General features: G+C 41.5%; 21 protein-coding genes and 2 tRNA genes. 1 reads left to right on the top strand and 22 read right to left on the bottom strand.

Annotated elements, in window-relative coordinates; translation table 11 throughout:
* Window positions 1-43 precede the first annotated feature (43 nt).
* The 4 genes from porU to HMPREF1532_RS19445 all read right to left on the bottom strand — a co-directional run bounded on the left by porU (window position 44) and on the right by HMPREF1532_RS19445 (window position 7,877).
* On the bottom strand, window positions 44-3,784 hold the full coding sequence (gene porU, locus HMPREF1532_RS19430) for a type IX secretion system sortase PorU (protein WP_005934071.1): 3,741 nt from the start codon (window positions 3,782-3,784) through the stop codon (window positions 44-46).
* An 81-nt stretch (window positions 3,785-3,865) separates the two neighbouring features.
* Window positions 3,866-4,480 (bottom strand): fumarylacetoacetate hydrolase family protein, encoded by a 615-nt coding sequence (locus HMPREF1532_RS19435; protein ID WP_005934072.1) that lies wholly within the window; start codon window positions 4,478-4,480, stop codon window positions 3,866-3,868.
* Window positions 4,480-5,142 carry a redox-sensing transcriptional repressor Rex gene (locus tag HMPREF1532_RS19440; RefSeq protein ID WP_025819308.1) on the bottom strand — a complete coding sequence of 221 codons (663 nt, stop codon included), beginning with the start codon at window positions 5,140-5,142 and terminating at the stop codon, window positions 4,480-4,482. The genes HMPREF1532_RS19435 and HMPREF1532_RS19440 overlap by 1 nt, the downstream gene beginning before the upstream one ends.
* A 101-nt stretch (window positions 5,143-5,243) precedes the next feature.
* Window positions 5,244-7,877, bottom strand: a complete 2,634-nt coding sequence (locus HMPREF1532_RS19445) for a DUF5686 and carboxypeptidase regulatory-like domain-containing protein (RefSeq protein WP_005934077.1) — start codon at window positions 7,875-7,877, stop codon at window positions 5,244-5,246.
* A gap of 238 nt (window positions 7,878-8,115) precedes the next feature.
* On the opposite strand from HMPREF1532_RS19445, the gene HMPREF1532_RS19450 reads away from it, so the two are divergent.
* Window positions 8,116-8,466 (top strand): translation initiation factor, encoded by a 351-nt coding sequence (locus HMPREF1532_RS19450; RefSeq protein WP_005934079.1) that lies wholly within the window; start codon window positions 8,116-8,118, stop codon window positions 8,464-8,466.
* 115 nt (window positions 8,467-8,581) lie between these two features.
* Here the strand turns inward: HMPREF1532_RS19450 and tsf are convergent, their stop codons facing one another.
* From tsf to HMPREF1532_RS19540, 18 genes are all read right to left on the bottom strand, one after another.
* A complete protein-coding gene (gene tsf, locus HMPREF1532_RS19455) occupies window positions 8,582-9,406 on the bottom strand; it encodes a translation elongation factor Ts (RefSeq protein WP_005934082.1) in 825 nt (274 codons plus the stop codon).
* A gap of 144 nt (window positions 9,407-9,550) precedes the next feature.
* A complete protein-coding gene (rpsB, locus tag HMPREF1532_RS19460; protein WP_005934084.1) occupies window positions 9,551-10,387 on the bottom strand; it encodes a 30S ribosomal protein S2 in 837 nt (278 codons plus the stop codon).
* 123 nt (window positions 10,388-10,510) lie between these two features.
* Window positions 10,511-10,897: a 30S ribosomal protein S9 gene (rpsI, locus tag HMPREF1532_RS19465; protein WP_005934085.1), complete on the bottom strand. Its 387-nt coding sequence runs from the start codon at window positions 10,895-10,897 to the stop codon at window positions 10,511-10,513.
* Between the two features lie 6 nt (window positions 10,898-10,903).
* Window positions 10,904-11,365: a 50S ribosomal protein L13 gene (rplM, locus tag HMPREF1532_RS19470; RefSeq protein ID WP_005934089.1), complete on the bottom strand. Its 462-nt coding sequence runs from the start codon at window positions 11,363-11,365 to the stop codon at window positions 10,904-10,906.
* A gap of 315 nt (window positions 11,366-11,680) precedes the next feature.
* The gene (locus HMPREF1532_RS19475) at window positions 11,681-12,172 is read right to left on the bottom strand and encodes a DUF4488 domain-containing protein (RefSeq protein WP_005934092.1); all 492 of its coding nucleotides are present in this window, start codon (window positions 12,170-12,172) and stop codon (window positions 11,681-11,683) included.
* A gap of 144 nt (window positions 12,173-12,316) precedes the next feature.
* The gene (gene asnS, locus HMPREF1532_RS19480) at window positions 12,317-13,720 is read right to left on the bottom strand and encodes an asparagine--tRNA ligase (RefSeq protein ID WP_005934095.1); all 1,404 of its coding nucleotides are present in this window, start codon (window positions 13,718-13,720) and stop codon (window positions 12,317-12,319) included.
* Window positions 13,721-13,835: 115 nt separating this feature from the next.
* On the bottom strand, window positions 13,836-15,257 hold the full coding sequence (locus tag HMPREF1532_RS19485) for a pseudouridine synthase (protein ID WP_005934098.1): 1,422 nt from the start codon (window positions 15,255-15,257) through the stop codon (window positions 13,836-13,838).
* Window positions 15,258-15,313: 56 nt separating this feature from the next.
* Window positions 15,314-16,660, bottom strand: coding sequence for an adenylosuccinate lyase (gene purB, locus HMPREF1532_RS19490; RefSeq protein WP_005934100.1), 1,347 nt, complete (start codon window positions 16,658-16,660; stop codon window positions 15,314-15,316).
* Between the two features lie 150 nt (window positions 16,661-16,810).
* Window positions 16,811-16,885, bottom strand: a tRNA-Val gene (locus HMPREF1532_RS19495).
* A 32-nt stretch (window positions 16,886-16,917) separates the two neighbouring features.
* Window positions 16,918-16,992: transfer RNA gene (locus HMPREF1532_RS19500), tRNA-Val, on the bottom strand.
* A gap of 150 nt (window positions 16,993-17,142) precedes the next feature.
* Window positions 17,143-18,021, bottom strand: coding sequence for an N-acetylmuramoyl-L-alanine amidase (locus HMPREF1532_RS20600; RefSeq protein WP_005934102.1), 879 nt, complete (start codon window positions 18,019-18,021; stop codon window positions 17,143-17,145).
* Window positions 18,022-18,044: 23 nt separating this feature from the next.
* Window positions 18,045-18,395 carry a hypothetical protein gene (locus tag HMPREF1532_RS19510; RefSeq protein ID WP_005934104.1) on the bottom strand — a complete coding sequence of 117 codons (351 nt, stop codon included), beginning with the start codon at window positions 18,393-18,395 and terminating at the stop codon, window positions 18,045-18,047.
* Between the two features lie 9 nt (window positions 18,396-18,404).
* On the bottom strand, window positions 18,405-18,884 hold the full coding sequence (locus HMPREF1532_RS19515) for an HU family DNA-binding protein (protein WP_005934105.1): 480 nt from the start codon (window positions 18,882-18,884) through the stop codon (window positions 18,405-18,407).
* An 847-nt stretch (window positions 18,885-19,731) separates the two neighbouring features.
* On the bottom strand, window positions 19,732-21,000 hold the full coding sequence (locus HMPREF1532_RS19520; RefSeq protein ID WP_005934109.1) for a DegT/DnrJ/EryC1/StrS family aminotransferase: 1,269 nt from the start codon (window positions 20,998-21,000) through the stop codon (window positions 19,732-19,734).
* A 12-nt stretch (window positions 21,001-21,012) separates the two neighbouring features.
* The gene (locus HMPREF1532_RS19525) at window positions 21,013-21,600 is read right to left on the bottom strand and encodes an acetyltransferase (RefSeq protein ID WP_005934111.1); all 588 of its coding nucleotides are present in this window, start codon (window positions 21,598-21,600) and stop codon (window positions 21,013-21,015) included.
* Window positions 21,600-22,208, bottom strand: coding sequence for a sugar transferase (locus HMPREF1532_RS19530; protein ID WP_005934114.1), 609 nt, complete (start codon window positions 22,206-22,208; stop codon window positions 21,600-21,602). The genes HMPREF1532_RS19525 and HMPREF1532_RS19530 overlap by 1 nt, the downstream gene beginning before the upstream one ends.
* Window positions 22,209-22,217: 9 nt before the next feature.
* Window positions 22,218-23,372: a glycosyltransferase family 4 protein gene (locus tag HMPREF1532_RS19535; protein WP_005934117.1), complete on the bottom strand. Its 1,155-nt coding sequence runs from the start codon at window positions 23,370-23,372 to the stop codon at window positions 22,218-22,220.
* Between the two features lie 102 nt (window positions 23,373-23,474).
* Window positions 23,475-24,452 (bottom strand): acyltransferase family protein, encoded by a 978-nt coding sequence (locus HMPREF1532_RS19540; protein WP_005934120.1) that lies wholly within the window; start codon window positions 24,450-24,452, stop codon window positions 23,475-23,477.
* Window positions 24,453-24,952: the final 500 nt, after the last annotated feature.

Genomic DNA, 24,952 nt, shown 5'->3' on the forward strand with positions numbered 1-24,952 from the left:
TCAATCTTATGGATGTGTAGATATAAACCGGATTTTCACTGATTTATTGTGCCAGAATGACTATTTTCTCGGTTTTGGTACTCTCCTTACTACCACCGGAAGTGATGGAAGCACGGTACAGATAAATACCCGGTGACAATCGCTGACCGCCATTACTGCACAGATCCCAATCGACATAATAATAGCTACCGGCAGAAATTCCCTGTTCGGTATGTACCCAAAGCTCACTACCGGCAAAGTCACAGACGGCAATACGTACGTCAAGCTCCGAGCCCGGACGATCATGAGAAAGAATAAACGTCGTACTCTCACGAGCCGGACTCTTACTGCACATTATAGAAAGCAATCCGGGACGCAATCCGTTCACGACTTCAAAGTCAAGTGTCTGTACGGAGGAGTTATTCATAATATCCCAGGCACGGAAAGTCAAAGTATGCTTACCCTCAGACAAAGCAGGAATAGAATACGCAACCGTACCTTTGGTATAACTGCCGGCTACCGGAGTATAATAGTCATTCAGAGAATAGGTTATTTTTCCATCGATACAAAGAGAAAGATCATGTCCGATACCATTACCCACCGTATTGATACCATCTTCATCTTCCAACTCTGCAACGAAATAAGGAGTCTCGTTCACCTGCCCCCCCCATGGGAAATCAGGAGTATTCAGATAAACCATCATCTTAGGCCCTTCGCCTCCGGAAGGCAGATCATCCGCCGTTCCACCAACGAGGAAGTTACTGAAAACTCCGCCGGCCTCACGCTTGTTCGTATCACACGCATAAAAATTCAGCAATCCTTGCTCATTGGAATAATTAATATCCAATGGTACCGGGAAGGTCAATTCAAAACGACCGTTACGTACGGAATCCATTCCCGAAAAAAGAACTTTCATATGATCGGTGTAAGTAACCGCCCCTTTACCAACACCATCAAGAGTTGAAACCGTTTCTTTGCTGTCATAAACCAACGGATGAACAGTACCGGTGAAGTCATCGGCCGGTTCACCCTCGGGGGTAAGGATATGCCCCTTGACTGTTACTTTGGCACCGGCTTTCACATAGGGCCATTCATCGGACAAAGGGCCGTCAAGTTCATCGACTTCGACCTTATAATCGGGATAGGAAGGTATCAAGGCAGGATCACCTATCAAACAAAAGTTCAACTTATTACTACCACTGCTAACATAACTATTCGTAGTTTTAGACAAACGAGTAATATCACCTAATCGTAAACGCTTATTTTCTTTATAAGAAAAGAAATGTTTTATAAATTCCTCGTTCAAACTATCATTCGGACCATCAAAGACGACACGTGAAGTAGAAAATAACGCAATAGCCCCACCTTTTTTATTTAAGAAAGCTAATTCTCCGGCAGTAGTTTCAGCAGCATCAAAACGCGTAAACTCACACGAAGCAGTAAACCATATCGGCAGACGGGGAGAAGAAAGCTTAACAATATCAGCAGAAGTCAAAAGATTTTCCGCTGACCAAGAAGTAGTACCACTATGTCCCGTATAATTAACAAGCAACATCCCCTGTTCGAACAATTGCAACAAACGCTTCGTAGCTTGAGGGTAGCTATGTCCCGTAGCCGATGATTCACGTTTATAAGCATCAGCTAAAATACGTTCCGCACGCATAATCGGATTAGTTGCATGCACCAAATCAGCTAAATCACAGGCTTGCGTCATAAATCCATTATTATCATCTCCGGCAGCATCATCAGCCACAAAACATGCTGTACGTTTCCAAGTACCTGTATTTTTATTATTTATATAATCAATTGTCTTATCAACAGCAATGATAGCTTCATCCACAGTACGCACAGGAAAACGGCCTATACCAATATCCAATAAATTAGTAGCTAAAGAAGTACCATCATTATCATCAAGAAATCCGAAATAATCATCAGTCATAAATGATTGCGTTTCATCTACAGAATTCTCAAATTGGTAACACAACAAAAAATCAGAAGGCTTGTAACTTCTCCAATTGGAAGTTATCATCCGGTTATCATAACTACAATCACCGAATAACAACAAATACCTTATACGGTGTTCATCTGCCGCAGTCCCTCTGTCATAAAGCATCTTCATCAATCGCCGGTAAGCCGTAGCATCCGGTGTGCCGGATGAAAACTCGTTGTATACCTGTGAAGATTTTACTACCTCGACCGTTAGTCCGCTTTTTTCACGATGTGCTTGCGCCAGACGCTCTGCCTGCTGTACAAAAGCAGTTCTATCGGGCACAATGATCACCATATCTATTTCATTAAGAGCATGTAGATTCTGATTCGGTATCTCTCCCATACTTTCTACCCCACTAAAAGAACCCGATGTATTTACTGCCACAAATTCGCGCAAAGTACTACTTGCCGGAATAGTAAATGTATAAGTATCTCCATTCAAGGTTCCTTTCATCTGCTTATACCCGACAGGTGAAGTAACATCCCACACAACTGTAGAAGAATTAGCACCGGAAATAACAAATGTACTCTCTTTATTTTTAGAATCTTCCGAACGGAACACAAGATATGCTCCATTCATCTGTAGTCGGCGCTTATAATTTAACACAATATAATTCAATCTTCCCGGAATACCGGCAGAACGATTGTGAGTTAGCGTCACCGTTGTAGATTCCGTTTTACTTCCTGTCCATTCATGATCAAAAATTCCTTCGGCTGCTTTTTTATAATACGCATTAGGATCCTTCGAACCAATCCCTTCAATGGTTTGCGTTCCAATATTCTTCCCATTGATAGCAACATTCAACGTAGTATTCACATCCGTTGATTTTGCTGTAAATGCCACCTTGATACGTCCATCCCCATCCGTTATACCGGGAAGTTTAAAAGAATAGCTCTGCGAATTTCCCAACGAATAATCATAAGAGTCATACAGCTCCCGCCCGGAACCCGACCAAGAATAAGCATCATTTTCATGCAAGGCAAAAGCATCAAAAGTCTCGATTCGATTTGCATCGCTACCGTCTGTACCGTCCTCTACCGGAAACTCAGCAGGAGCTTCGTCACTTTCCGTCAAGAAATAATAGGCATAATCCGAATAGAAATTCTTTATGCGCCCGAACGTATTACCGTTCTTCTGCCAGTGCAGAGTCCCACGGGCATAAAAAAGCACCCCGTCTCCACCACGGTATAAAGGCACTTCCGGAAGATCATCCGCCGGATGCTCGGAGAAACGATTCGATAACAGGTAACCTCCATATCCATAAAGCCGCACTTTATCAGGATTGGAAAAACCCATTCCTCTAAGCTCTGCACTTGTAATACGATATACTCCCGAATCGGAGACACGTATCTTCACGAACCTCCCGGAAGAAAGCACAGACTTTTCCGTTGTTTTTGCTACAGTATAATTTGCACGGGCAGCCACCGGAACCGGCGTAGAAATAACCGATAATTTAAAAGAGTTGATACGTTGATAGACGCCTCCTCGATGCACGACAGGCACAAATCGGACACTCAGTATTCCCTCATATGCAGCCACTCCGACAGAAGTTTCCGCTTGCGGATAATCCGGCAAATTCACTTTCTTCCGAGTCAGTTCAGCAGCAGCTTCCGGATCGAGATCCACAAATTCCGGGAATTCAATCTTCACATGATAAGTATAAAAACGGAAATCATCGGGCAGAGGTATGCTTTCCACAACCTCCGGGAGAGTCTGGGCAGCAGGTAATTCCTGCCAGTTCAACGTTATAAAACGGTTCTGTGCCGAAACCGGAAAAACAACGAATAATAAAAGAATATAAAGTACCCTGTGCATAAGCAATAGATTAATACGCTAATATGCCGGTTGCGATACGGAATCACGCCACAGCCAATCACCGATCGGCGAACAGACACATTATCTGATATAAAAGTCGAGCAGCTTATCTCCTTCAAGGTATCCTTCCAAATGTTGTCCTACACTGACGGGGCCTACGCCTTCAGGAGTGCCTGTAAACAACAGGTCACCAATTTTCAGCGTTACAAAGCGGCTGACATACGCAATAATATCATCCACATGAAACAACATCTCCGCCGTACAGCCTTTCTGGACTTCCTGCCCATCAATCGTCAGATTAAAATGCAATTGCTGAATATCAGCAAAACGTTCTACCGGAACAAAAGTACCGATTGCCGCCGAACTATCGAATCCTTTACAGAGTTCCCATGGTCCGCCAGTTTCTCGGAAACGGCGCTGTAAATCACGGGCAGTAAAATCAATTCCGACTGTCACCGCATCATAATAACGATGCGCAAAACGGGGAGCAATGTTCTTCCCTAAGCGGTTAATGCGTACTACCAATTCAGTTTCATAATGCACCTCATCTGAAAAGTCGGGAATAAAGAAAGGTTTACCGTCTTTCAATATTGCCGAATCGGGCTTCATGAAGATAACCGGCTCTTTGTTTATTAACGTATGCCCCAACTCTTTATTGTGCTGGGCATAGTTCATTCCTACAGCTATAATCTTCATTATTTAAATTCGTTAAAATTCAATCGGTTAAACATGACCGCCAGATGAGCGTAAAGCGAAGTATTTTGCACTACAATATTCTCCGGTACCCGGATACGGAAAGGAGTAAAATTCCAAATAGCCTTAATGCCACCGGCAACCATTGTATCAGTAATGCACTGTGCAATTTCAATGGGAACAGTCAGCACCCCTATATGCACATCGTACTCCTGCATTTTCTTTACAAATTCATCAGAATGAAAAACAGGAATACCATTCAGGCTGGTTCCTACCAAAGCGGGATTCACATCAAAAGCCGCTACAATCTCGAGACCGAAATGCTTAAGACCGGAATCCTGCAACAGAGCACCGCCCAGACTACCGACCCCGAAAAGAAAAGCCTTATGTATATCTGTAAAGCCAAGAAAGTGTTCCAATACGGCTATTAAAGTATCTACTTCATACCCCACACGCGTACGCCCGGAGATGTTTACATAAGATAAGTCTTTTGCGATTTGCGAAGCGTCTACATTGATTTCCTTGGATATCTGCGTGGAAGACACATAACGTTCTCCTCTCTGTTTCAGCAGCTTGACATTAGACAAGTACCACGGCAATCTACGTAAAGTAGGTTCCGGTACCCTCATATTATCTTTATGCTGTATCTGACGATCCATTGTCACTTCTTTCATGCTTTTAGATTAGAGATTGGCAAATTTACATTATTTTTTCTGAAATACAACATGGATGTCACAGAAGCTTAACATAATTTCTACATAGAAGGTCAGTATTCTCTCAACATTGACAATGGAATACTTACGGAAACTCCGACGGAACGGAACTTCAAATCATCAAAGCCGGCGAATACCCCGATACGTGCCATCTCGTAAAGCCCGGCCGAATAGCCCACTTCCGTATAAACTTTCCTGTCATATACCGCCACAGAGCGAAGATGCAAAGCCTCATCAAAGTTTTTCTTCTTCAGAAAAGGCAATTGTTTCAACAATAAATACGGAGTATACCAGGATATATTCGTCTGTACCCAACGGGTATCGGTAGAATAAGCATAATTATCCAATAAGGCAAACCCCGTATCGAATGTTCTTTCCGTAAACGGAAGAGCTGTTGTTGCAAAATGCTTAAAATCGGGAAATTGCATTCCGGCAGCCTTCCAAAAAGCTCCCGCATTCACATACCAATTGAAACGATTGAACATACCGAACCCGATACGCTGCTTCGCAGAAAATTCAGTTAAATGATAAGAAGGAGACAGCTTTACCCCTCCCATTGAAAAAGCACGATCGTAACGGAATGTGAAAGTAGGAAAACGGGACTCTTCATAGATCTTCTTTCCATGTACCATCCTATAGTAATGTGTCGGCGTGTACTCCAACATAAAAGAAGCTTTCAGCAACTCATTTTCCGGCATTGGCACAAAAAAGCGATTGGCAGGAATGTTAGGTTCCGCTTTCCGTTTGAACCAACTCTTCGATATATAATTCTCCAGCATTTTACGTTGCTCCCATGCAAACGAAGCGGAAAAAAGCAATCCGTTAGCAAGTTCTATCTCATGCCCGGCAGACAGGAAATGTTTATCATACAATTTCACCTCATTACGTCCAAAGAGAGAAGAAGCGATCGCATTTATCAACCGGCTTTCCCCGCTTTCCTCATTATAGTCAGCAGACAGGACACCTCCCGAAAACGTGAGTTGTCCCCTATGGCGCGGAGCATAATCCAGTATCAGCTTTCCCTGTCCCACCGGTGCCTTACGGGCTGTTGTATAATATAAGGAAAGAACCAAGCGCAAAGTCACCGTCCGAGACAATTTAATCCCTGCTTCCAACTTTGCTCCCAACCAGAATCCATCAACAAAATTATATTCCGGGATATACGAAGGCAATCCGTAACAACTGATCCAGGCTTTCTTATTCCTTGTCCGGTATGTATCCCCCACCCAAAATGCCTGCATGATTTTCCCACCGGCCGACCTCGTTTTTGCACTATCTTTCTGAAGAGAATCTTTAGAAACGGTCAGTTTTTCTTTATGGATATAGCTCTGTACCTCTTCCGGCTTCAAAGGCACACTACGTACAGCCACCCAGTAAAGAGAATCTTTCTTATCCGCAAGCGAATCAGTCTTCACATTCCAACGGTTCCTCTCTGCCCTCCGCTCATATTTATGTTCCGGTTTTAATGTATCTGCGTTCTCAATCGACTTTTCCATTAACTTCGATAACTTATAAGCTTCACGCATCGTCAAGTCCTCTTTACCCGCCAAGCTCTCTATCTGTTTTTGCAACTTCTGCTGTCTTCTCACCTGCCTGGAAACCGGTACTGTAGCACCAGCGACAACTTTAGCTATCATTTCTTCTTTCTTCTTCTTTATCTCCAGTTTATCATTTACCTCCACACGAGCATAATGAACCGCTGCCAGATAAGAAGCTTCCGCCTTGAGCCCCATCATATCGATCGAACACTCCATACTGGTGGAAGTGGCAAGAAAAACGGAAGGTTGCACTTCTTTGCAGGTCACTTTTATTGTGGCTCTCATTCCGCTCTGGCGGACAGAGAGATCGGCAGCAGACACACACCAAAGGCCTTCGACGATGTATAAATCGCCAGCTATCAATTTCGGATTATCTTTTCGAGGAATCACCTTGACTTTATTAATCAGGTGTTCTCCTTCGGCATAACAACCTTCCAATTTAAAACGATAATAAGAAAAAGCCCCTTTACTCAACGGAGAAATTTTATCAAAAACAGTAGGCTCATAAAGATTAATCGTGGTCAGCCCTAATCGTATTTGAATTTCATCGGGAAAAGTATTACTATAAGCCTTTACCCTGTTTTCCCATACATCCGGGGCTTTAAAAATCACCTCACGCTGCTCCTCCAGCAGAAACAATTTACCTAATAATTTTTTAGATTCTTTCCTTACTTCCTTGGAGAGTTTCAATACGGCAGGGATGTTCTTCACCTTTCCCGTACCTTTCAGATAGGTTCCGGCAGTAAACCCTTTCACTTGAGTCCGGTAATAAGGTGCATTGGCTATGGCTCTCCGCATCACTGCATACGCAGGATCTTCCGCCCCTTTCACCACATTTACTTCATTCAGCGAATAAATGCGTTCAGCCAATACGATATTCTTTTCCACCCCCCGGGCCGATAATTGTATGGACAAACTTTGCCCTGTATATCCCAATGAAGAAACCTCACAAGTATAATGCCCCGGTTTCAACTCTGTCTGAAAACAGCCATTATCATCGGTAGTAAATCCCCATTTCAGCTCTTTCAGATAAAGGGCGGCATAAGGTACCGCTTCTCCTTTCTCATCAGTTACCCGCCCTTTAAAAGTTTGCGCAATGGAAGACAAAGTCCAAAAGCACAAAACTACAAACCACACATATCGCTTCATCCTATTCTATCTTAAATTATCATCATTGCCTTAAAGGAAAAATACAGGCAACCTCTTAATAAAGGCGTTCCATATCTTATCATTAAGTATTAGACGACAAAAAGTGCAAATAATTGCAAGATTCACTGCAAAATATTATTTTTGACCATTTAATAAAGAATCCGTTTATATTTTCTTCACCGAAAACAATCCGGCCTCTTTCATTGAAATCAAAAATAAGAACTAAAAAACAAGAAACATGAAGAATAATAACGATTGGAAGGAACGGTTGAACGTTGTCTATTCCACTAACCCGAATTTCAATTACGAGACGGACGATGATGAAGAGCAGGGCACCCCCGCCCCCGCCCAACAAAACTTACGGGTACAGCTCGATCGTAAAAACCGGGGTGGAAAGGTAGTAACACTCATTACCGGCTTCGTTGGTACCGACAATGACCTGAAAGATCTTGGCAAGTTTCTCAAAACCAAATGCGGTGTAGGCGGTGCAGCCAAAGACGGAGAAATCATTGTACAAGGCGACTTTAAACAAAAAATACTGGAGCTCCTTAAAAAAGAAGGCTACACCCAAACCAAACCCATCGGATAGTGCTTCCCAAGCGGGGAAATCGCCACACGATGAGAACAGGTTGCTAAAAGCATAAAAAACGGCCGCTACGAAAACAAATTCGAGCGGCCGTCTTTATTATATTTTAATTACCGAATTATTCAGCTCTTAAAGTGAAACGTTTGAATGCAGTTACAGTCAAATCTTTGTCTACTGACTTCAGATATTCTGCAACAGTCATCTTACCGTCCTGGATATATTCCTGTTTCAGCAAACATACTTCCTTGTAGAACTTACTGATACGACCCATAGCGATCTTTTCAATCATGTTCTCAGGTTTACCTTCCTGACGAGCCTTGTCAGCAGCAATTTCTTTTTCTTTTTCCAATACATCAGCAGGTACACCGGCTTCATCAACAGCGATCGGATTCATAGCAGCAACCTGCATAGCAATCTCATGACCTACTTTTGCATCTACCACCTTATTCAAAACAACCATTGTACAAAGGAAATTCTTGTTCTGATGGTTATAAGTAGCGATAGCAGGACCTTCCAAAGTCATATAGCCATCCAATTCCATTTTTTCGCCTGTGATACCGCTTCTATCTGTTACAGCCTGAGCAATAGTAGCGTCACCCATCGGAAGAGCCTTAACTTCTTCCAGAGTCTTACACTTATTTGCTACTGCAGCATCCAGAATATCTTGAGTCAGCTTAATAAAGTCAGCGTTCTGAGCAACGAAGTCAGTCTCGCATTTCAAAGCGATTATAGCGCCAAAGCCATCGGCAACCTTTACAAGTACACAACCTTCAGAAGCTTCACGATCCGAACGTTTTGCAGCAACTGCCTGTCCCTTTTCACGAATAATCTTCATTGCACCGTCGAAATCGCCATCAGCTTCAGTCAACGCATTCTTACAGTCCATCATACCAGCTCCGGTCATTTTGCGCAGCTTGGTTATATCAGCCATTGTTACAGCCATAATATTTTTCTATTTTAAGTTCGTTTATAAAAAAAGTAGTCAAGTATTAAGTAGTTAAGTAGTCAAGTAGAAATGTTGGCTACAAAAAGTAGAAGTATTGCTACTTACTACTTAACTACTTACTACTTGACTACTTACAGTATATTAAGCTTCTTCGTCTTCCTTAATGAAAGCAGCAGCTTTAGCTGCATTGATTGCTTCTTCGTCAGACTTGTCGAGTCTTGCCTTAGTCGATCTCTTCTTGCCTTTAGTAGCAGGAGCTTCACCGGCAGCTTCCATATCGATTTTTTCAGCTTTTCTTTCTTCCAGGCCTTCCTGCATAGCAGCGCAACAAGCATCAAGAATCACCTCGATTGACTTAGTAGCGTCATCATTAGCCGGAATTACGAAATCTACGTTTGAAGGATCAGAATTAGTATCAACGATACCAAATACAGGAATACCCAAACGGTTAGCTTCGCGAACAGCGATATTTTCTTTCATTACGTCGATCACGAACAATGCAGACGGCAGACGAGTCAGGTCGGCGATAGAACCCAAAGTCTTGTCCAGCTTGGCACGCTGACGAGAAATCTGAAGAATTTCTCTCTTAGACAGATTTGAGTAAGTACCATCGTTAGTCAACTTGTCGATAGTAGCCATCTTCTTCACAGCCTTACGGATAGTAGGGAAGTTAGTCAACATACCACCCGGCCAGCGTTCGATTACATAAGGCATATTTACAGATGCAGCTTTATCAGCTACAACTTGTTTAGCTTGTTTTTTAGTAGCAACAAAAAGGACTTTCTTGCCTGATTTTGCAATTTGTTTCAAAGCTTCCGCAGCTTCGTCAACTTTTGCAACTGTTTTGTGGAGGTCAATGATGTGAATACCATTGCGTTCCATGAAAATGTAAGGAGCCATTGCAGGGTTCCACTTTCTTTTAAGGTGTCCGAAGTGGCAACCGGCTTCCAATAATGTATCAAAATTTGTTCTTGACATCTTGTTTTTCTTTTAATCGTTTACTTTCTTTTTTGTTTTTCTAAACCAACCGCCGGGTAGCCTTAAGAATAAATAAAGAGTCCCGGTAGTTTAGATACTAAACATGTTCCGTCAGGCAGCACATTAACGCTTACTGAACTGGAATCTTCTACGAGCTTTCGGCTGACCCGGTTTCTTACGTTCAACAGAACGCGGATCACGTGTCATGAATCCTTCAGCACGGAGAGCAGCTTTATCTTCAGCATTCATCTTAACCAATGCACGGGCAATAGCCAAACGCAATGCCTGAGACTGACCAGTGAAACCACCGCCACACAAGTTTACTTTGATGTCATACTTCTCAGCAACACCCAACTTGCTCAACGGTTGTTTAACCACATACTGAAGAATAGTTGATGGAAAGTACTCTGCAAGGTCTCTCTTGTTAATAGTAATCTTTCCTGTACCTTCGCTTACGAATACACGTGCAATAGCACGTTTACGTCTGCCTAATGCATTTACTACTTCCATTATCTCTTATTTAAGTAAGTTTATATCAATTGATTTCGGGTTCTGTGCATCATGTTTGTGTTCGCTACCAGCGTATACATACATATTGCTCAGCAATTTAGCTCCCAGTCTGTTCTTCGGAAGCATGCCCTTCACTACTTTTCTCAGCAATCTATCTTCGCCGTTAGGCTTAGCGATCATACGGGCAGGAGTCACCTCTCTCTGACCACCGGGATAACCTGTATATGACAAATAAACTCTGTCATTCCATTTGTTACCGCTTAATTTAACTTTGTCTGCATTGATGATAATAACGTTATCACCGCAGTCTACATGAGGAGTAAAGTTTGGTTTATACTTCCCTCTCAACAGTTTCGCAACTTTTGCGCCCAGACGACCTAATGTTTGGTCTGTGGCATCAACGATAACCCATTCTTTGGTTACAGTTGCCTTGTTTGCAGAAATGGTCTTGTAACTTAAAGTATCCACTCTTAATTCATTTTTTAAATGTTACTACTAAAAATTTTCTCACCACTCATTAACCTTCCCCGGACAAAGGAAGATTAACTTGCTATGAATTAATCTCTTATCCTTTTGAGATAATAATCGGCTTGCAAAAGTACGGCTTTTCTTTGAATTGGCAAACATTTTCTACCTTTTTTTAGATTTATCGGATTGACACACAAAGAAGAAGAGCGAAAAGAAAAAACGAACAGAGGGCCGATAAACAAAAAAACTCCATCCGGGCAAGAATGATCCGTTGCCCGGACAGAGAAATGTATACCAAAAACTTATCCGCCCCCCCTATCTCACAATATCCTCCGGAAATACCGCCGGCATTTCCACACGCTTCCATGTTTCATGAAACCAGGAATTCAGTTCATTGCCGTTTAAATCTTTCGCTATAAAATACTTCAAATGCAATAGTTCGTCATCTTCAATTTCAAATTCAAGGATATTATCCTTATTATCCAACATAGGCAGATGAATATTTTTCTCAATGCTCTCTTTATAGGAACTCCCTGTCACTTGCTTATAAGTACCATATCCCGTAATGATAGCACTCTGCCCCGGAATAATGGTAAAATTCACAATCCGTCCATCATCACTCAAGACCTTGAATGTATTACTGGGTTTCAACACTCCCGGAACATCCGGAACCTCCGACACATAATGACACAACTGCCAGATTCCTTTCAGATTGGCAGGCTGAAACTTCGCTTTTTTCTGAGCCATAGCACCTGTTACCGCAAACAGCATCACTGTCAGCATGGTAAAAAAATAGAGTTTTCTCATCGCCGTATTGTTTTAGTTAACATTCTCAAGGCCTGTCGCTTACAAATATAAAGAAATCTTTTGAGGTTATAACAATTGTAAGGCAATAAAAAAAGCCTGCATCTCAAAAAAATGCAGGCTTTTATATTATTTCAGGGTAATTCGTTAGAATTCCGCATTGCGTGGCGTACGCGGGAACGGAATAACATCGCGAATATTAGCCATACCTGTCACGAAAAGCAACAAGCGCTCGAATCCAAGCCCGAAACCGGAATGAGGACAAGTACCGAACTTACGCGTATCCAAATACCACCACATATCTTTCATCGGGATATGAAGCTCTTCAATACGTGTCACTAACTTGTCATAATCCGCTTCACGTTCCGAACCGCCAATTATTTCACCAATTTTCGGGAACAGCACATCCATAGCACGAACCGTCTTTCCATCTTCATTCTGCTTCATATAGAAAGCCTTGATCTCTTTCGGATAATCCGTCAGAATCACCGGACGCTTGAAATGCTCTTCCACCAAATAACGTTCATGCTCCGAAGCCAAATCCACTCCCCAATAAACAGGGAATTCAAATTTATGTCCTTTTGCTACGGCATCCTCCAGTATCTTAATACCCTCAGTATAAGGCAAACGTACGAAATCTTCTTTCAGTACGCCCTGCAAACGTTCTATCAACCCCTTATCGAACATGTCATTCAGGAACTTCACATCATCGGCACAGTTATCCAAAGCCCATTTCACACAGTATTTGATAAACTCTTCCGCCAAATCCATGTTATCCGTAATATCATTGAATGCCACTTCCGGCTCAATCATCCAGAACTCGGCAAGATGACGGGGGGTATTTGAATTTTCCGCACGGAATGTCGGCCCGAACGTATAAATGGCTCCTAAAGCCGTTGCCGCCAATTCACCCTCCAACTGTCCGGATACTGTCAGACTTGCCTGTTTCCCAAAAAAGTCATCATCATAAATGATAGAACCGTTCTCATCCTTTTTCAGATCATACAGGTTCTTGGTAGTAACCTGAAACATCTGCCCGGCACCTTCACAGTCCGAAGCCGTGATAATCGGAGTATGGAAATAGAAAAAGCCTCTCTCATGGAAGAACCGGTGAATAGCGATCGCCATATTATGACGGATACGGAACACGGCACCAAATGTATTGGTACGGGGACGTAAGTGAGCTATCTCCCGGAGGAACTCCATAGAATGCCCTTTTTTCTGCAACGGATACGTATTATCACAAGTACCCAGCACCTCGATTTCACGAGCCTGCACTTCCACTTTCTGACCGGAACCGACCGATTCCACCATTACCCCATTCACGCTCAAACAAGCGCCTGTAGTAATAAGCTTCAGCATCTCTTCGTCAAAGTTGGCCAGGTCTACTACCACCTGCACATTATTTATTGTAGAACCGTCATTCAGTGCGATAAAGTTTACTTGTTTGCTACCTCTGCGGGTACGAACCCATCCTTTCACATTGACCATCGCGCCAAAATCCTCGCGCTTCATCAGGTCGACAATTTTTGTTCTACTAATCTTTTCCATAACTATTTTATATACATTATTATAGAGTAGTAGTCAAGTAGGGAGTAGTTAACTACTTACTACTTACTACTTAACCACTTACTACTTGACTACTCGTTACTTAAGTTCTTTTCCGTTACTCAAATGATCCCATACGGAGGAAATTCACTTCCTGTTCCGTCAGATAACGCCATTCACCACGACGCAGTCCTTTTTTAGTGAGACCGGCAAAGAATACACGGTCAAGCTTAACCACCTTGTATCCCAATGATTCGAATATACGACGAACGATACGGTTTTTACCGGAGTGAATCTCGATACCTACTTGGTCACGTTTATTCTCATCCGCGTAGCTGATAGCATCTGCATGAATCTCACCGTCTTCCAGTTGTATCCCTGCCGCAATCTGATCCATATCCGCCTTCGTCAAATTCTTATCCAGATAAACGTGATATATTTTCTTTTTCAAAAACTTCGGATGCGTCAGTTTAGAAGCCAGATCCCCGTCATTGGTCAGCAACAACACCCCTGTCGTATTACGGTCTAAACGACCTACCGGATAAATACGCTCATTACAAGCTCCTTTCACAAGGTCCATCACAGTTAGACGCGCTTGAGGATCATCAGAAGTAGTCACACAATCTTTCGGTTTGTTCAACAAAACGTATACTTTACGCTCGATGCTTACCGGTTCATCATGGAATTTCACCACATCAGAACGTTTGATCTTAGTACCCAATTCCGTTACCACTTCACCATTTACCGAAACAACTCCTGCCGTGATAAACTCATCAGCTTCCCGTCGTGAACAAACTCCGGCATTGGCCAAAAACTTATTCAAACGAATCGGTTCGTTAGGGTCTACAAACTGCTCCTTATATTCTATCTGCTTCTTCTTACTGTATTTCGCATTGGGATCATAATCACCGGTACGGCGTTGCGGACGGGCAAATCCTTGAGGACGTCCCTCGCCGCCATTGTTAAAACGCGGACGGTACGGACGATCACCACCCTCGCGATTATAAGAAGGACGCTGCGGACGGTCACCATACGAACGGCGTTCGCCACCTTCATTATTATTGAAACGCGGACGGTACGGACGGTCCCCCCCTTCGCGATTATAGGAAGGACGCTGAGGACGATCACCATATGAACGACGTTCGCCACCTTCATTATTATTGAAACGCGGGCGATACGGACGATCACCGCCTTCACGATTGTAGGAAGGACGTTGCGGACGATCACCATAAGACGGACGATCACCATACGAACGCTGCGGGCGCTCACCACTTTCATTGTTATTATAACGCGGACGATACGGACGATCACCGCCTTCACGATTGTAAGAAGGACGCTGAGGACGATCACCATACGAACGACGTTCGCCTCCTTCACTATTAGGATTAAATCTCGGGCGATACGGACGATCGCCACCTTCACGATTGTAAGAAGGGCGATTGTACCCACCTTCCCTGTTGTAAGACCTGTTACCATCACGGCCGGCGCCTGTGTTCTCTTCATTAGAGCTGTCACGCCATTCTTCGTTTTCTGTACTCATTACTTTATTCGAATAAAAATTAAACATTGGCCTCACGGCCGGTATTTAGAGATTTCTCAGAGTCCCGTATAAGTATGCGGGGTAATTACTCTTAATTCTTTCTTTATATCTTCGCTAACATCCAAACCTTCGATAAACTCTTTGATAGAGCTTTCCGTTATCGCCTGATTGGTTCTTGTCAATGCTTTCAACGCTTCATACGGATGCGGATAAGCCTCCCGGCGCAAAACAGTCTGAATCGCTTCGGCAACTACACTCCAACAGTTATCCAGATCACGATAAATAGCTGCTTCATTCAGCAATAACTTACGTAATCCTTTCAAAGAACTCTGAATAGCAATAACGATGTGTCCGAAAGGAACACCGACATTACGCAACACAGTCGAATCCGTTAAGTCACGTTGCAAGCGCGATACCGGCAACTTTACCGCCAAATGTTCCAGAATAGCATTAGCTATACCCAAATTTCCCTCCGCGTTCTCAAAATCGATCGGATTTACTTTATGCGGCATAGCGCTCGACCCCACCTCACCGGCTTTGATCTTCTGCTTGAAGTACTCCATAGAGATGTACTGCCAGAAATCACGGTTCATATCGATCATGATCGTATTGATCCGTTTCATTGCATCAAAAATAGCCGATAAGTTATCGTAATTTGAAATCTGCGTAGTATACTCTTCGCGTTCCAGACCAAGTTTCTCAGCCACAAAACGATTACCAAATGCCTTCCAGTCATATTCCGGGTAAGCCACACGATGCGCATTGTAATTACCTGTCGCCCCACCGAATTTAGCAGTAACAGGACAGGCTTTCAAAGTAGCCAATTGCCGCTCCATGCGATAAGCAAACACCATCACTTCTTTACCCAACCGCGTTGGAGAAGCCGGTTGTCCATGCGTTTTCGCAAGCATCGGAATATTTTCCCACTCTGCAGCATATGTTTTCAGTTGAGCGATCAATTCTTCAATCTGGGGATAATACACTTTTTCCAACGCCTCCTTGATCGAAAGCGGAATAGAGGTATTATTAATATCCTGCGATGTCAGGCCGAAATGAATAAATTCCTTGTATTCATCCAATCCGCCCAACTTATCAAATTCCTCTTTAAGGAAATACTCCACCGCTTTCACATCGTGATTGGTCACACTTTCTATTTCTTTAATGCGCTGGGCATCTGTTTCAGAAAAGTTACGATAGATAGCACGTAAAGCTTCAAATACACTTTTGTCGATTCCTTTGAGTTGTGGTAGAGGCAATTCACACAGAGTGATGAAATATTCCACTTCTACCTGCACGCGGTATTTTATCAGTGCGTATTCAGAAAAATAGTCAGCCAAAGCTTCTGCTTTGCCTCTGTATCGGCCATCAATAGGAGAAATGGCCGTTAATAAATCAAGTTCCATATGTCGTTCAGATAATTATCAGTTTGCAAAATTAGCTCTTTTTCTTGATTTATAATGCACAAAGAGGATAGAAAGTTTATATAAAAGAGGTAAGAAAACAAAAATGCCTCACAATAAATATTGCAAGGCACCTTTTTATTCATTTTTTTGTGGGCGTTGACGGATTCGAACCGCCGACCCTCTGCTTGTAAGGCAGATGCTCTGAACCAGCTGAGCTAAACGCCCTTTTATTGGCGGAAGTGTTTCGATTTTTATAGTGGGCGTTGACGGATTCGAACCGCCGACCCTCTGCTTGTAAGGCAGATGCTCTGAACCAGCTGAGCTAAACGCCCGTACACTTCCGTTTCAAAAGCGATGCAAAGGTACAGCTTATTTTGAGACTGCCAAAACTTTTGATGATTATTTTTTCACTTTTTTATTCACAAAGACAAAAACTCACTGATTATCAACAATAAAAATCTTTCTAAAAAATAAGATGCATACTACACAAATTCCAGCCAACAATCCCAATTTCCCCATCCTCCTCTCTTTTTCTCCTGCTTATCCACCCGATCCTCCGTTTTCACACGTGTATACTCCGCCACCTGCAATGAATCGGTTTTCATAACAGCACCATCAAATTTCTCCTCTTGCAATCTCTTTCCGTCCCTGTCTACAGTCCTTTTTGTTACAGAAAGCAACTTCTTTCGTGGTGATACTCTTTCCTTAAGTCCAACCATTTCCGCAGTATCCTCCGTCCACACAAAAATCGTTTCCTCCACATGTTCATTCATCCTTTCCTGTATTTTCCGCAATCTCTTTTGTACACCGGAAAATTTCTCAGTTTCGGTCTCCAACACAGCGGTATCTATTTCCGTACGATGATTTTCCATACACTCGGTAGTCCCGCAAGCCCAAAAGAAAAGCGAAAGGCTCCAGACCATCAACCACTTTTTCACATCAAAACAGGGGCAGGACTTTATAAACTCACCCGGTTCTATAATCCCATTCCCATTCAAATCCGGCGAAGTATCCCGGTGACCCATCACCGTCACAATCCGATACCGCAACTTCAACTCTTCCACAAGCCCCTTCATCGATTTTTTCTGCTCATCCGTCCGTGTATCGGCAGGATTCCCGTTCGTATCCAGTCCTCCGATATAACAAATGCCTATACTTCGCCCGTTCCATCCCAAGCAATGCGCACCCGCCACTTCCACCTCTCTCCCCTTTTCCACGGTTCCATCCAGCCGGACTACATAATGATAACCTATCCCGTCCATCCCCCGGGCACGATGCCAACGGTCTATATCCGCAACACTAAAATCCATTCCGGCTTTCGTAGCCGAACAATGTATAATCACAGAATCGATCTTTCTCATAACCATAAATCCTTTCTTTCAAATCAATAATCCGATGGAGGAATACGTTTCACACATCCTCTTATATCACACTTTTTTATTTCCGATTCTTTCTGTATCAACTCTACTTCATGACAGCGAATCATCCAACCGATCTTCTCCTCCTGTTCTTTCCGCAACTCCGCATAAAGTCCGTTGATTTTCTCTTCACGCTGTTCCAGGCGCTCCTCAAACCAGTCCACCGTTTTCCTGCGGTTCTCTGCTTCCATACTATTTATCGATGCCTCCTCCTTCCGGACATCCATCTTACGGAAAGTCACAAACCGCACCAGCCACTTAATGGCCTCCAACCCGCCAAGGGCAGTGATGAAGGCCATAATTGTAGTCAGTTGCATCTATCTGCGTTATGCAGCCGGGTCTTCCCCTTCCCCGTCGCCACCGGAAGGAGCATCGGTGCCTTCATCGTTCAGTCTATCCAGATCTTTAAACATCAGTCCATCCGTACGAGTAGACGATGCGCCCGCATTAAGACGTATATCCTTGTTTGCACGAAAACAGATGCGCAATCCGGTAATGTCACTTGCTGTAAAATCTTCCGCCTTATCCGTCCCTTTACTTTGTGCCGACAGATAGAAATAACCTATTCCGTCAATATTTACCGAGCGTCCTCCTAAAAGAATTTTACGCATCAATGTCCGAAAGTCTTTCAGTACACTGATTGTCTCACCTTCACTCACACCAGAGTTTCCACTGATTTCCTGTGCCACCTCTTTCAGAGTTGCCGGAGTGTCATACTTATACGAAATAATAGGATACGTTCTCTTAACTGAATCTTGATTTGTCGGATCACTCAACCGTGAAACTCTTTTAAATCTAATTGCCATAATTTTCTTTTTTGTTAAATAAATACTAATGATTATTACCTTGCTAACGTTAACATTGCAAAGGTGCGACATTCCCATCGGAGACAAAAAGACAAGTCACAGCATCGTCTTGATACGATTTAGCATAGTAAAAGAGACAATTACAGGACAAGCAAAGGAGAAAGGGAAGGTAATAAAGGAGATCTTTCCATGTTTCCGGACGAGTACCACCCAAAATTGTACCATAGAGATATAATAACAAGAAAGCCGGAACTGCATACTAACAGCTCCGGCCTTTTTTCCTGATTTATATAACACTTATTCAATTAACGCTTCACTCATAAATATGCAGGATTATTCCCATTTTAATAACGGATATGAAAAATAAATCTTTCATATAAAATAGAATACCAATATGACTCTTAAGATTTCAAAAATCAAAGATAGCCAAACTCCTCCATAAAGCAGAGAAATTTGGCTATTGATAGCTACATTTGAGATGAAAAGAATGTAGCAATCATTATTTCAAAAAGGATACACCTAAATCTAAATAAAAAGCCCTCCTTTAATGTAATAGGTCACGCCAGACCTTATAAAGGAGGGCTACACAAACAAACAATAATATTAAGCAGAATTACCATGATTCTCATCAGAATAATCCGGCATTCCTTACGTCATCTAAATCTTTATTAGTAAGGAAGAAAGCATTGAACGAATTCAATGTTTGGTTTTATGTAGTCGTTTTCTTCTTCCAAACAAAATAGGGCACACAGAAGAAAAAGAAAAGTCCTTTCAGCAAATTCAAAAAAGTACTCATCCGCTAATCCGTTACACAAAGAGCCACAAAATCACTTAATAGAAATATCCGTCACGACGTCACGATAGCTTCCTTAATTGATTCCACGATGTAACGTACATTATCATCTGTCACATAAGGACCAGCCGGCAGACAGAAACCTACCTTAAAAATATCTTCTTCTACACCATTAGTGTAACAAGGAGCTTCTGCATAGACCGGTTGTTTATGCATCGGTTTCCAAACCGGTCTGGTTTCGACCATCTTCGAGAGCATAAATACACGCAATGCTTCCACATTCTCATTGGGCTGACAATCCGTTGTAGCGCTATCCACTACCTTAATCACACCGGCAGCTCCTCCCACAGCAGTCTTAATAACTTCCTTATAGGCCTTCTCTTGACCAACAATCTTTACATCTGAATCAAGGATAGCAGTACACAACCAAAAATTAGCATCATAGCGTGAATCCACAGGCTGCTTGTGGATATGCACACCTACTACATCTTTCAACAACTCCTCATACAAAGCTTGCACATGCTTGTGATGAGCAATATGCGCATCTGCTACAGTCATCTGACCACGACCAATACCGGCACAGATATTACTCATGCGATAATTATAACCGATCGCTGTATGTTCATAATAAGGATAAGCATCGCGCGCTTGGGTAGCATACCACATAACGGTATTCTTATCTTCAGCATTTTGGCAAATCAAAGCACCGCCGCCCGATGTAGTAATCATCTTGTTACCGTTAAATGACAGTACACCAAACTTGCCGAAAGTACCTAACACTTTGCCGTCAAACTTACTGCCAAAGCCTTCTGCAGCATCCTCTATAACCGGAATATCGTACCGGTTTGCAATCTCCATAATCTTCTCGCAATCATAAGGCATACCATAAAGTGCTACAGGCACAATCGCCTTAGGTTTCTTGCCAGTCTTAGCGATACGGTCTTTGATAGCCTCTTCAAGAAGTACAGGATCCATATTCCAAGTATCCATTTCAGACCCCACGAACACCGGCCTTGCACCAAGGTAAGTAATCGGATGCGACGAAGCACAGAAAGTAAACGACTGCACTATTACCTCATCTCCAGCCTGAACGCCACAAGCTATCAGTGCAAGATGTACAGCAGCCGTACCCGCCGAGAGTGCAACAACCTCACTTTTACCTCCAACAAAATTTTTGAGATCATTTTCAAATGCATTCACGTTCGGTCCCAAAGGTACTACCCAGTTAGTATCAAATGCTTCTTTCACATATTTCTGTTCAATGCCCTCCTCGCTCATGTGGGCAAGGCAGAGATAAATCGTCTTTTTAGGAATGTCAGCCATTGTTTTATATTTTTATTTAGTTGTTCCTACTATTTTGCAAGGTACACCATATGCCCTACTATTATCTGGAATATCTTTAACAATCACACTGCCAGCACCGATAAAACAATTTTTACCGATCCTGACACCTTGAATAACAGTTGAGCCAACACCAACCCAAGTTCCTTCGCCCACACACACATCGCCACTAATCGTACAGCCAGGTGCTATATGGACATAGTCACCAATCACACACTCATGGTCTATACTCGCTTTCGTGTTGATAATGCAATGCTTACCAATCTTTACTTCTGTTTGAACAATAGCACCTTGCATTACCACCGTACCCTCTCCGATGATAGCAGTAGACGAAATGATTGCAGTAGAATGAATGATCGTAGTAAACGCACAATCAAGTCGTTCTGCGATCATCTTACGAATCTTACAATTACCGATACTGATAATAAAGGGAGACAACCCGGTAGCATCATGTAAAACTGGAGTTCCGTTTAATTCTTTAAGGTTGGGATTATCATCCACCAAGCCTTCAACTACTCCACCTTGTGTTTTTATAATATCAATAATCACCTTGGCGTGACCACTTGCTCCATATAAATACATTAGTTATTTCCATTAAAAGGTTCCATCGTGGCATTACCCTCTTGCGAAATTCCATCACGTACCAACACTTTTTTAATGGTAATGAGCACAACTTTAATATCGGTCATCAGTGTACAGTGATCAACGTACCACACATCCAAAGCAAATTTTTCACTCCATGACAACGAATTGCGGCCATGACACTGCGCCCAGCCGGAGATTCCGGGACGCACTTCGTGACGACGAGCCTGCTCTTTACTATATAGAGGTAAATATTGTACCAACAACGGGCGAGGCCCTATAAGGGACATATCGCCAACCAACACATTCCAGAATTGCGGTAATTCATCAATACTTGTAGAACGTACAAATTTCCCTACTTTCGTTAACCGCATCTCATCGGGCAGAAGATTACCGTTGACATCACACTCATCGGTCATGGTTTTGAACTTTACGATCTTAAATATCTTACCTCCTTTACCAGGGCGTTCTTGGAAGAAAAATGCTCCAGCCCCCTTATTCACAAAATGAAGCCAAATAGTGACAATCAACAATATCGGCCAAATGGAAACTAAAACAATAAAGACTATACAGAAATCAATCAGTCTCTTAAAAAAGCGTTTATACATGAATTAAAATTAAACTATATTCTTATAAAATTCTAGAAATTTACTCCAAAGCATGTTTTGCTCAAAACGCTTTTCTATAGAAATACGTGTTGTATTACAATAATTGTGATAAAGAACCTTATCTTCTACCATTAATTTCATTTTTTCATAAAGATTGTTGGCATTCTTAGGTTCCATCAATAAACCATTTTCCATTGTATCTACCACATTATTACAACCAATAATATCAGAACTTATAACAGGTACTCCCATACTGCCAGCTTCCATTAGAACCAAGCCAAAACCTTCGCGATAAGAAGGTAAAAGCAAACATTGCGAAGCCGCCAAAAAAGGCTTTACATCAGATTGTTTACCACAATAAACAATCCCTTCTTTATTCCCCCTGATAACTTCTGCCGTATATGTTTCTACAGGGTTGAGTTCATCTTCAAAAGCACCTAATATCATTAAACGAATTTGAGGATTTTCTTTTCGATAACAAGTAAATGCATTAATCATCTCATTTACCCCTTTATCTTTCACTATACGCCCCATATAAATAAACAAAAATTCATCCTCACTGATGCCATATTGAGATCGCAATTTATTTCTCTCTTCTATACTATATATAGAAGCATCAAACAAATTCGTATTAATACCATTACAACTACCAGAACCAATCACTAAGCTTTTTTTTGTAGAACAAATACCATCATTCCCCAATGCATCTTTTACACCTTCACTAACACACAATACATGTGTTGCACAAGAGCAAGTTAACCTCTCCATTAGCACTAGAATCTTTTTCTTAATGCCAGTACATCCTTGATAACGGAGACCGTGGCACATATAAATACGCGTTCTTACACCTATTAGTTTTGCGGCAATCATAGAGAGTAAAGCGCCTTTAGGAGTATTTCCATGTACCGCGTCCGGTTTCACTTTCAAGAAATAAGAAATAAATGCCAAAAGGCTATTAATATCTTTAAAGAGTGAAATCTCACGTTTCATAGGAATTTCATATACATGAATTCCCTCAATAAGACCTTCATTAATTAATTCTGTTGGACTTTCCTCATTAGAAGAAACAAATGTCAAGTCAAAATACCTTGACATATAGTTAAGCTGACCTCTAAAAAGTATCATTGATTGAGCAACCGTAGTTACCCATACTAACTTTTTCATGATTTTATACTTTAAGGATAATTCTTTAATTAATCACAACTGTCGCAATCATGGCATTCACTCATCATATTATTCAAAAAATACTGAAGATTTTTATAATATTTACTTAACTTTTTTTTGCAACCAACAAATATTCACCATCATCATTAGTTTATTCGTCAACCATTTAATTATGGGTGTACAAATCAATATACGTACTTTATCAATTAAAATACATACGATATAACATACGATCATAAAACTCACCATACTCAAACAAGCTGCAACTGATGGCAAATTATTATTTATCCTTTCTACAAAATCAAAGAAATAATATCCCCTGAATGGCCCCATGTGAATTATATATACTGATAATACAGATACTGAAATCCAATTGACAACATTCGACTGTATTTTCCATTGCCGCGCCCAATTAAAAAAAAGAAAAGTTGCAAGCATTACAGCCGGACTATTATACCGCATCGAAAATATTATTGCAAATGGTGGAAAGACAACTTTTATAGCATGCATTACAACCATTAGTATACTGAATATTACCCAGCCACCCATACCAGAAATAACACACTTATATTCAGAAATATACATACCAATATAGTAGATTAAAAAGAAATGAATAGCACTATATACATCTTGTGATATTTCAGGAGATTGATGTATATAGCCTATATATACATCAATAAGTAAAAGTCCCATAAGCGATGCTTTCCTCTGCTTACTGTTCTGTTTTTCAAATGCCACATTCAATACAGGAGCTACCAAAAACAATGCAAGATAAGCAGTCAAAAACCAATACCCCGATTCTGTCAATGCAAAAACCGTTTTTTTGAGAATATCAACTGCTGAAGCATTAAGAAACAATGTAGCTAACGTGGTAAGAATTATCATATAAAACGCACACTGTGTATATAAGTTAAGGAATCCTCTCCACGATTGTTTGATACGAAAATAACCGCTTATCATTACAAAGCAGTTCACAGCCACAATACTCATACACATCAAAAGCACCCTGAAACTATTTATCAAACTAAAATCTGCAGCATGTAAGGATGGATAACATGCTTGCAACACATGAGTGGTCATTACCCCAAACGTACATAAATATGCGAAGAAGCTCAAAATTTGATTTTCTAGTCTTTGAAATCATACCATTATTCTGTATTCTAACTCTATAATATGTCTCTACAATAGCATCATTTGCACTAATATGACAATATCATTAGTATCCCGTTAAAATTTGAAATATCCATTTTACAGCATTGAATATGAGAAAATTATAGCTAATCCACAAGTAAACGGACTTGAATTTATACTTAACACTTTAATAAAAAAATTGAAAAATCATATTTTGTAAAGCATTGAAAACCAACAATACATATGAGCCCAATTTACTCATTTATCAACGTTTAGATTGTTATAGGACATTAGTGTGACAATATATAATATTAGAAAAGCACCTTTAACTTTGATACTTTTAGTTCCTGTTTAAATTTTGCTCAGTATTATTTTGAGAGTTATTTTTGAGGATGTTTTCTGTTTTTACGAGGAAGATAGCGAGCTATCTGACTAGTACAAACAGGATT

Origin of the sequence: Bacteroides salyersiae WAL 10018 = DSM 18765 = JCM 12988 (assembly GCF_000381365.1) — a bacterium.
GTDB lineage: Bacteria > Bacteroidota > Bacteroidia > Bacteroidales > Bacteroidaceae > Bacteroides > Bacteroides salyersiae.

Excerpts from the sequence above, each read along its gene's own strand:
- porU (WP_005934071.1), bottom strand. The coding sequence starts at position 3,784 with ATGCACAGGGTACTTTATATTCTTTTATTATTCGTTGTTTTTCCGGTT.
- HMPREF1532_RS19435 (WP_005934072.1), bottom strand. The coding sequence starts at position 4,480 with ATGAAGATTATAGCTGTAGGAATGAACTATGCCCAGCACAATAAAGAG.
- HMPREF1532_RS19445 (WP_005934077.1), bottom strand. The coding sequence starts at position 7,877 with ATGAAGCGATATGTGTGGTTTGTAGTTTTGTGCTTTTGGACTTTGTCT.
- HMPREF1532_RS19450 (WP_005934079.1), top strand. The coding sequence starts at position 8,116 with ATGAAGAATAATAACGATTGGAAGGAACGGTTGAACGTTGTCTATTCC.
- tsf (WP_005934082.1), bottom strand. The coding sequence starts at position 9,406 with ATGGCTGTAACAATGGCTGATATAACCAAGCTGCGCAAAATGACCGGA.
- rpsB (WP_005934084.1), bottom strand. The coding sequence starts at position 10,387 with ATGTCAAGAACAAATTTTGATACATTATTGGAAGCCGGTTGCCACTTC.
- rpsI (WP_005934085.1), bottom strand. The coding sequence starts at position 10,897 with ATGGAAGTAGTAAATGCATTAGGCAGACGTAAACGTGCTATTGCACGT.
- HMPREF1532_RS19475 (WP_005934092.1), bottom strand. The coding sequence starts at position 12,172 with ATGAGAAAACTCTATTTTTTTACCATGCTGACAGTGATGCTGTTTGCG.
- asnS (WP_005934095.1), bottom strand. The coding sequence starts at position 13,720 with ATGGAAAAGATTAGTAGAACAAAAATTGTCGACCTGATGAAGCGCGAG.
- HMPREF1532_RS19485 (WP_005934098.1), bottom strand. The coding sequence starts at position 15,257 with ATGAGTACAGAAAACGAAGAATGGCGTGACAGCTCTAATGAAGAGAAC.
- purB (WP_005934100.1), bottom strand. The coding sequence starts at position 16,660 with ATGGAACTTGATTTATTAACGGCCATTTCTCCTATTGATGGCCGATAC.
- HMPREF1532_RS20600 (WP_005934102.1), bottom strand. The coding sequence starts at position 18,021 with ATGAGAAAGATCGATTCTGTGATTATACATTGTTCGGCTACGAAAGCC.
- HMPREF1532_RS19510 (WP_005934104.1), bottom strand. The coding sequence starts at position 18,395 with ATGCAACTGACTACAATTATGGCCTTCATCACTGCCCTTGGCGGGTTG.
- HMPREF1532_RS19515 (WP_005934105.1), bottom strand. The coding sequence starts at position 18,884 with ATGGCAATTAGATTTAAAAGAGTTTCACGGTTGAGTGATCCGACAAAT.
- HMPREF1532_RS19520 (WP_005934109.1), bottom strand. The coding sequence starts at position 21,000 with ATGGCTGACATTCCTAAAAAGACGATTTATCTCTGCCTTGCCCACATG.
- HMPREF1532_RS19525 (WP_005934111.1), bottom strand. The coding sequence starts at position 21,600 with ATGTATTTATATGGAGCAAGTGGTCACGCCAAGGTGATTATTGATATT.
- HMPREF1532_RS19530 (WP_005934114.1), bottom strand. The coding sequence starts at position 22,208 with ATGTATAAACGCTTTTTTAAGAGACTGATTGATTTCTGTATAGTCTTT.
- HMPREF1532_RS19535 (WP_005934117.1), bottom strand. The coding sequence starts at position 23,372 with ATGAAAAAGTTAGTATGGGTAACTACGGTTGCTCAATCAATGATACTT.
- HMPREF1532_RS19540 (WP_005934120.1), bottom strand. The coding sequence starts at position 24,452 with ATGACCACTCATGTGTTGCAAGCATGTTATCCATCCTTACATGCTGCA.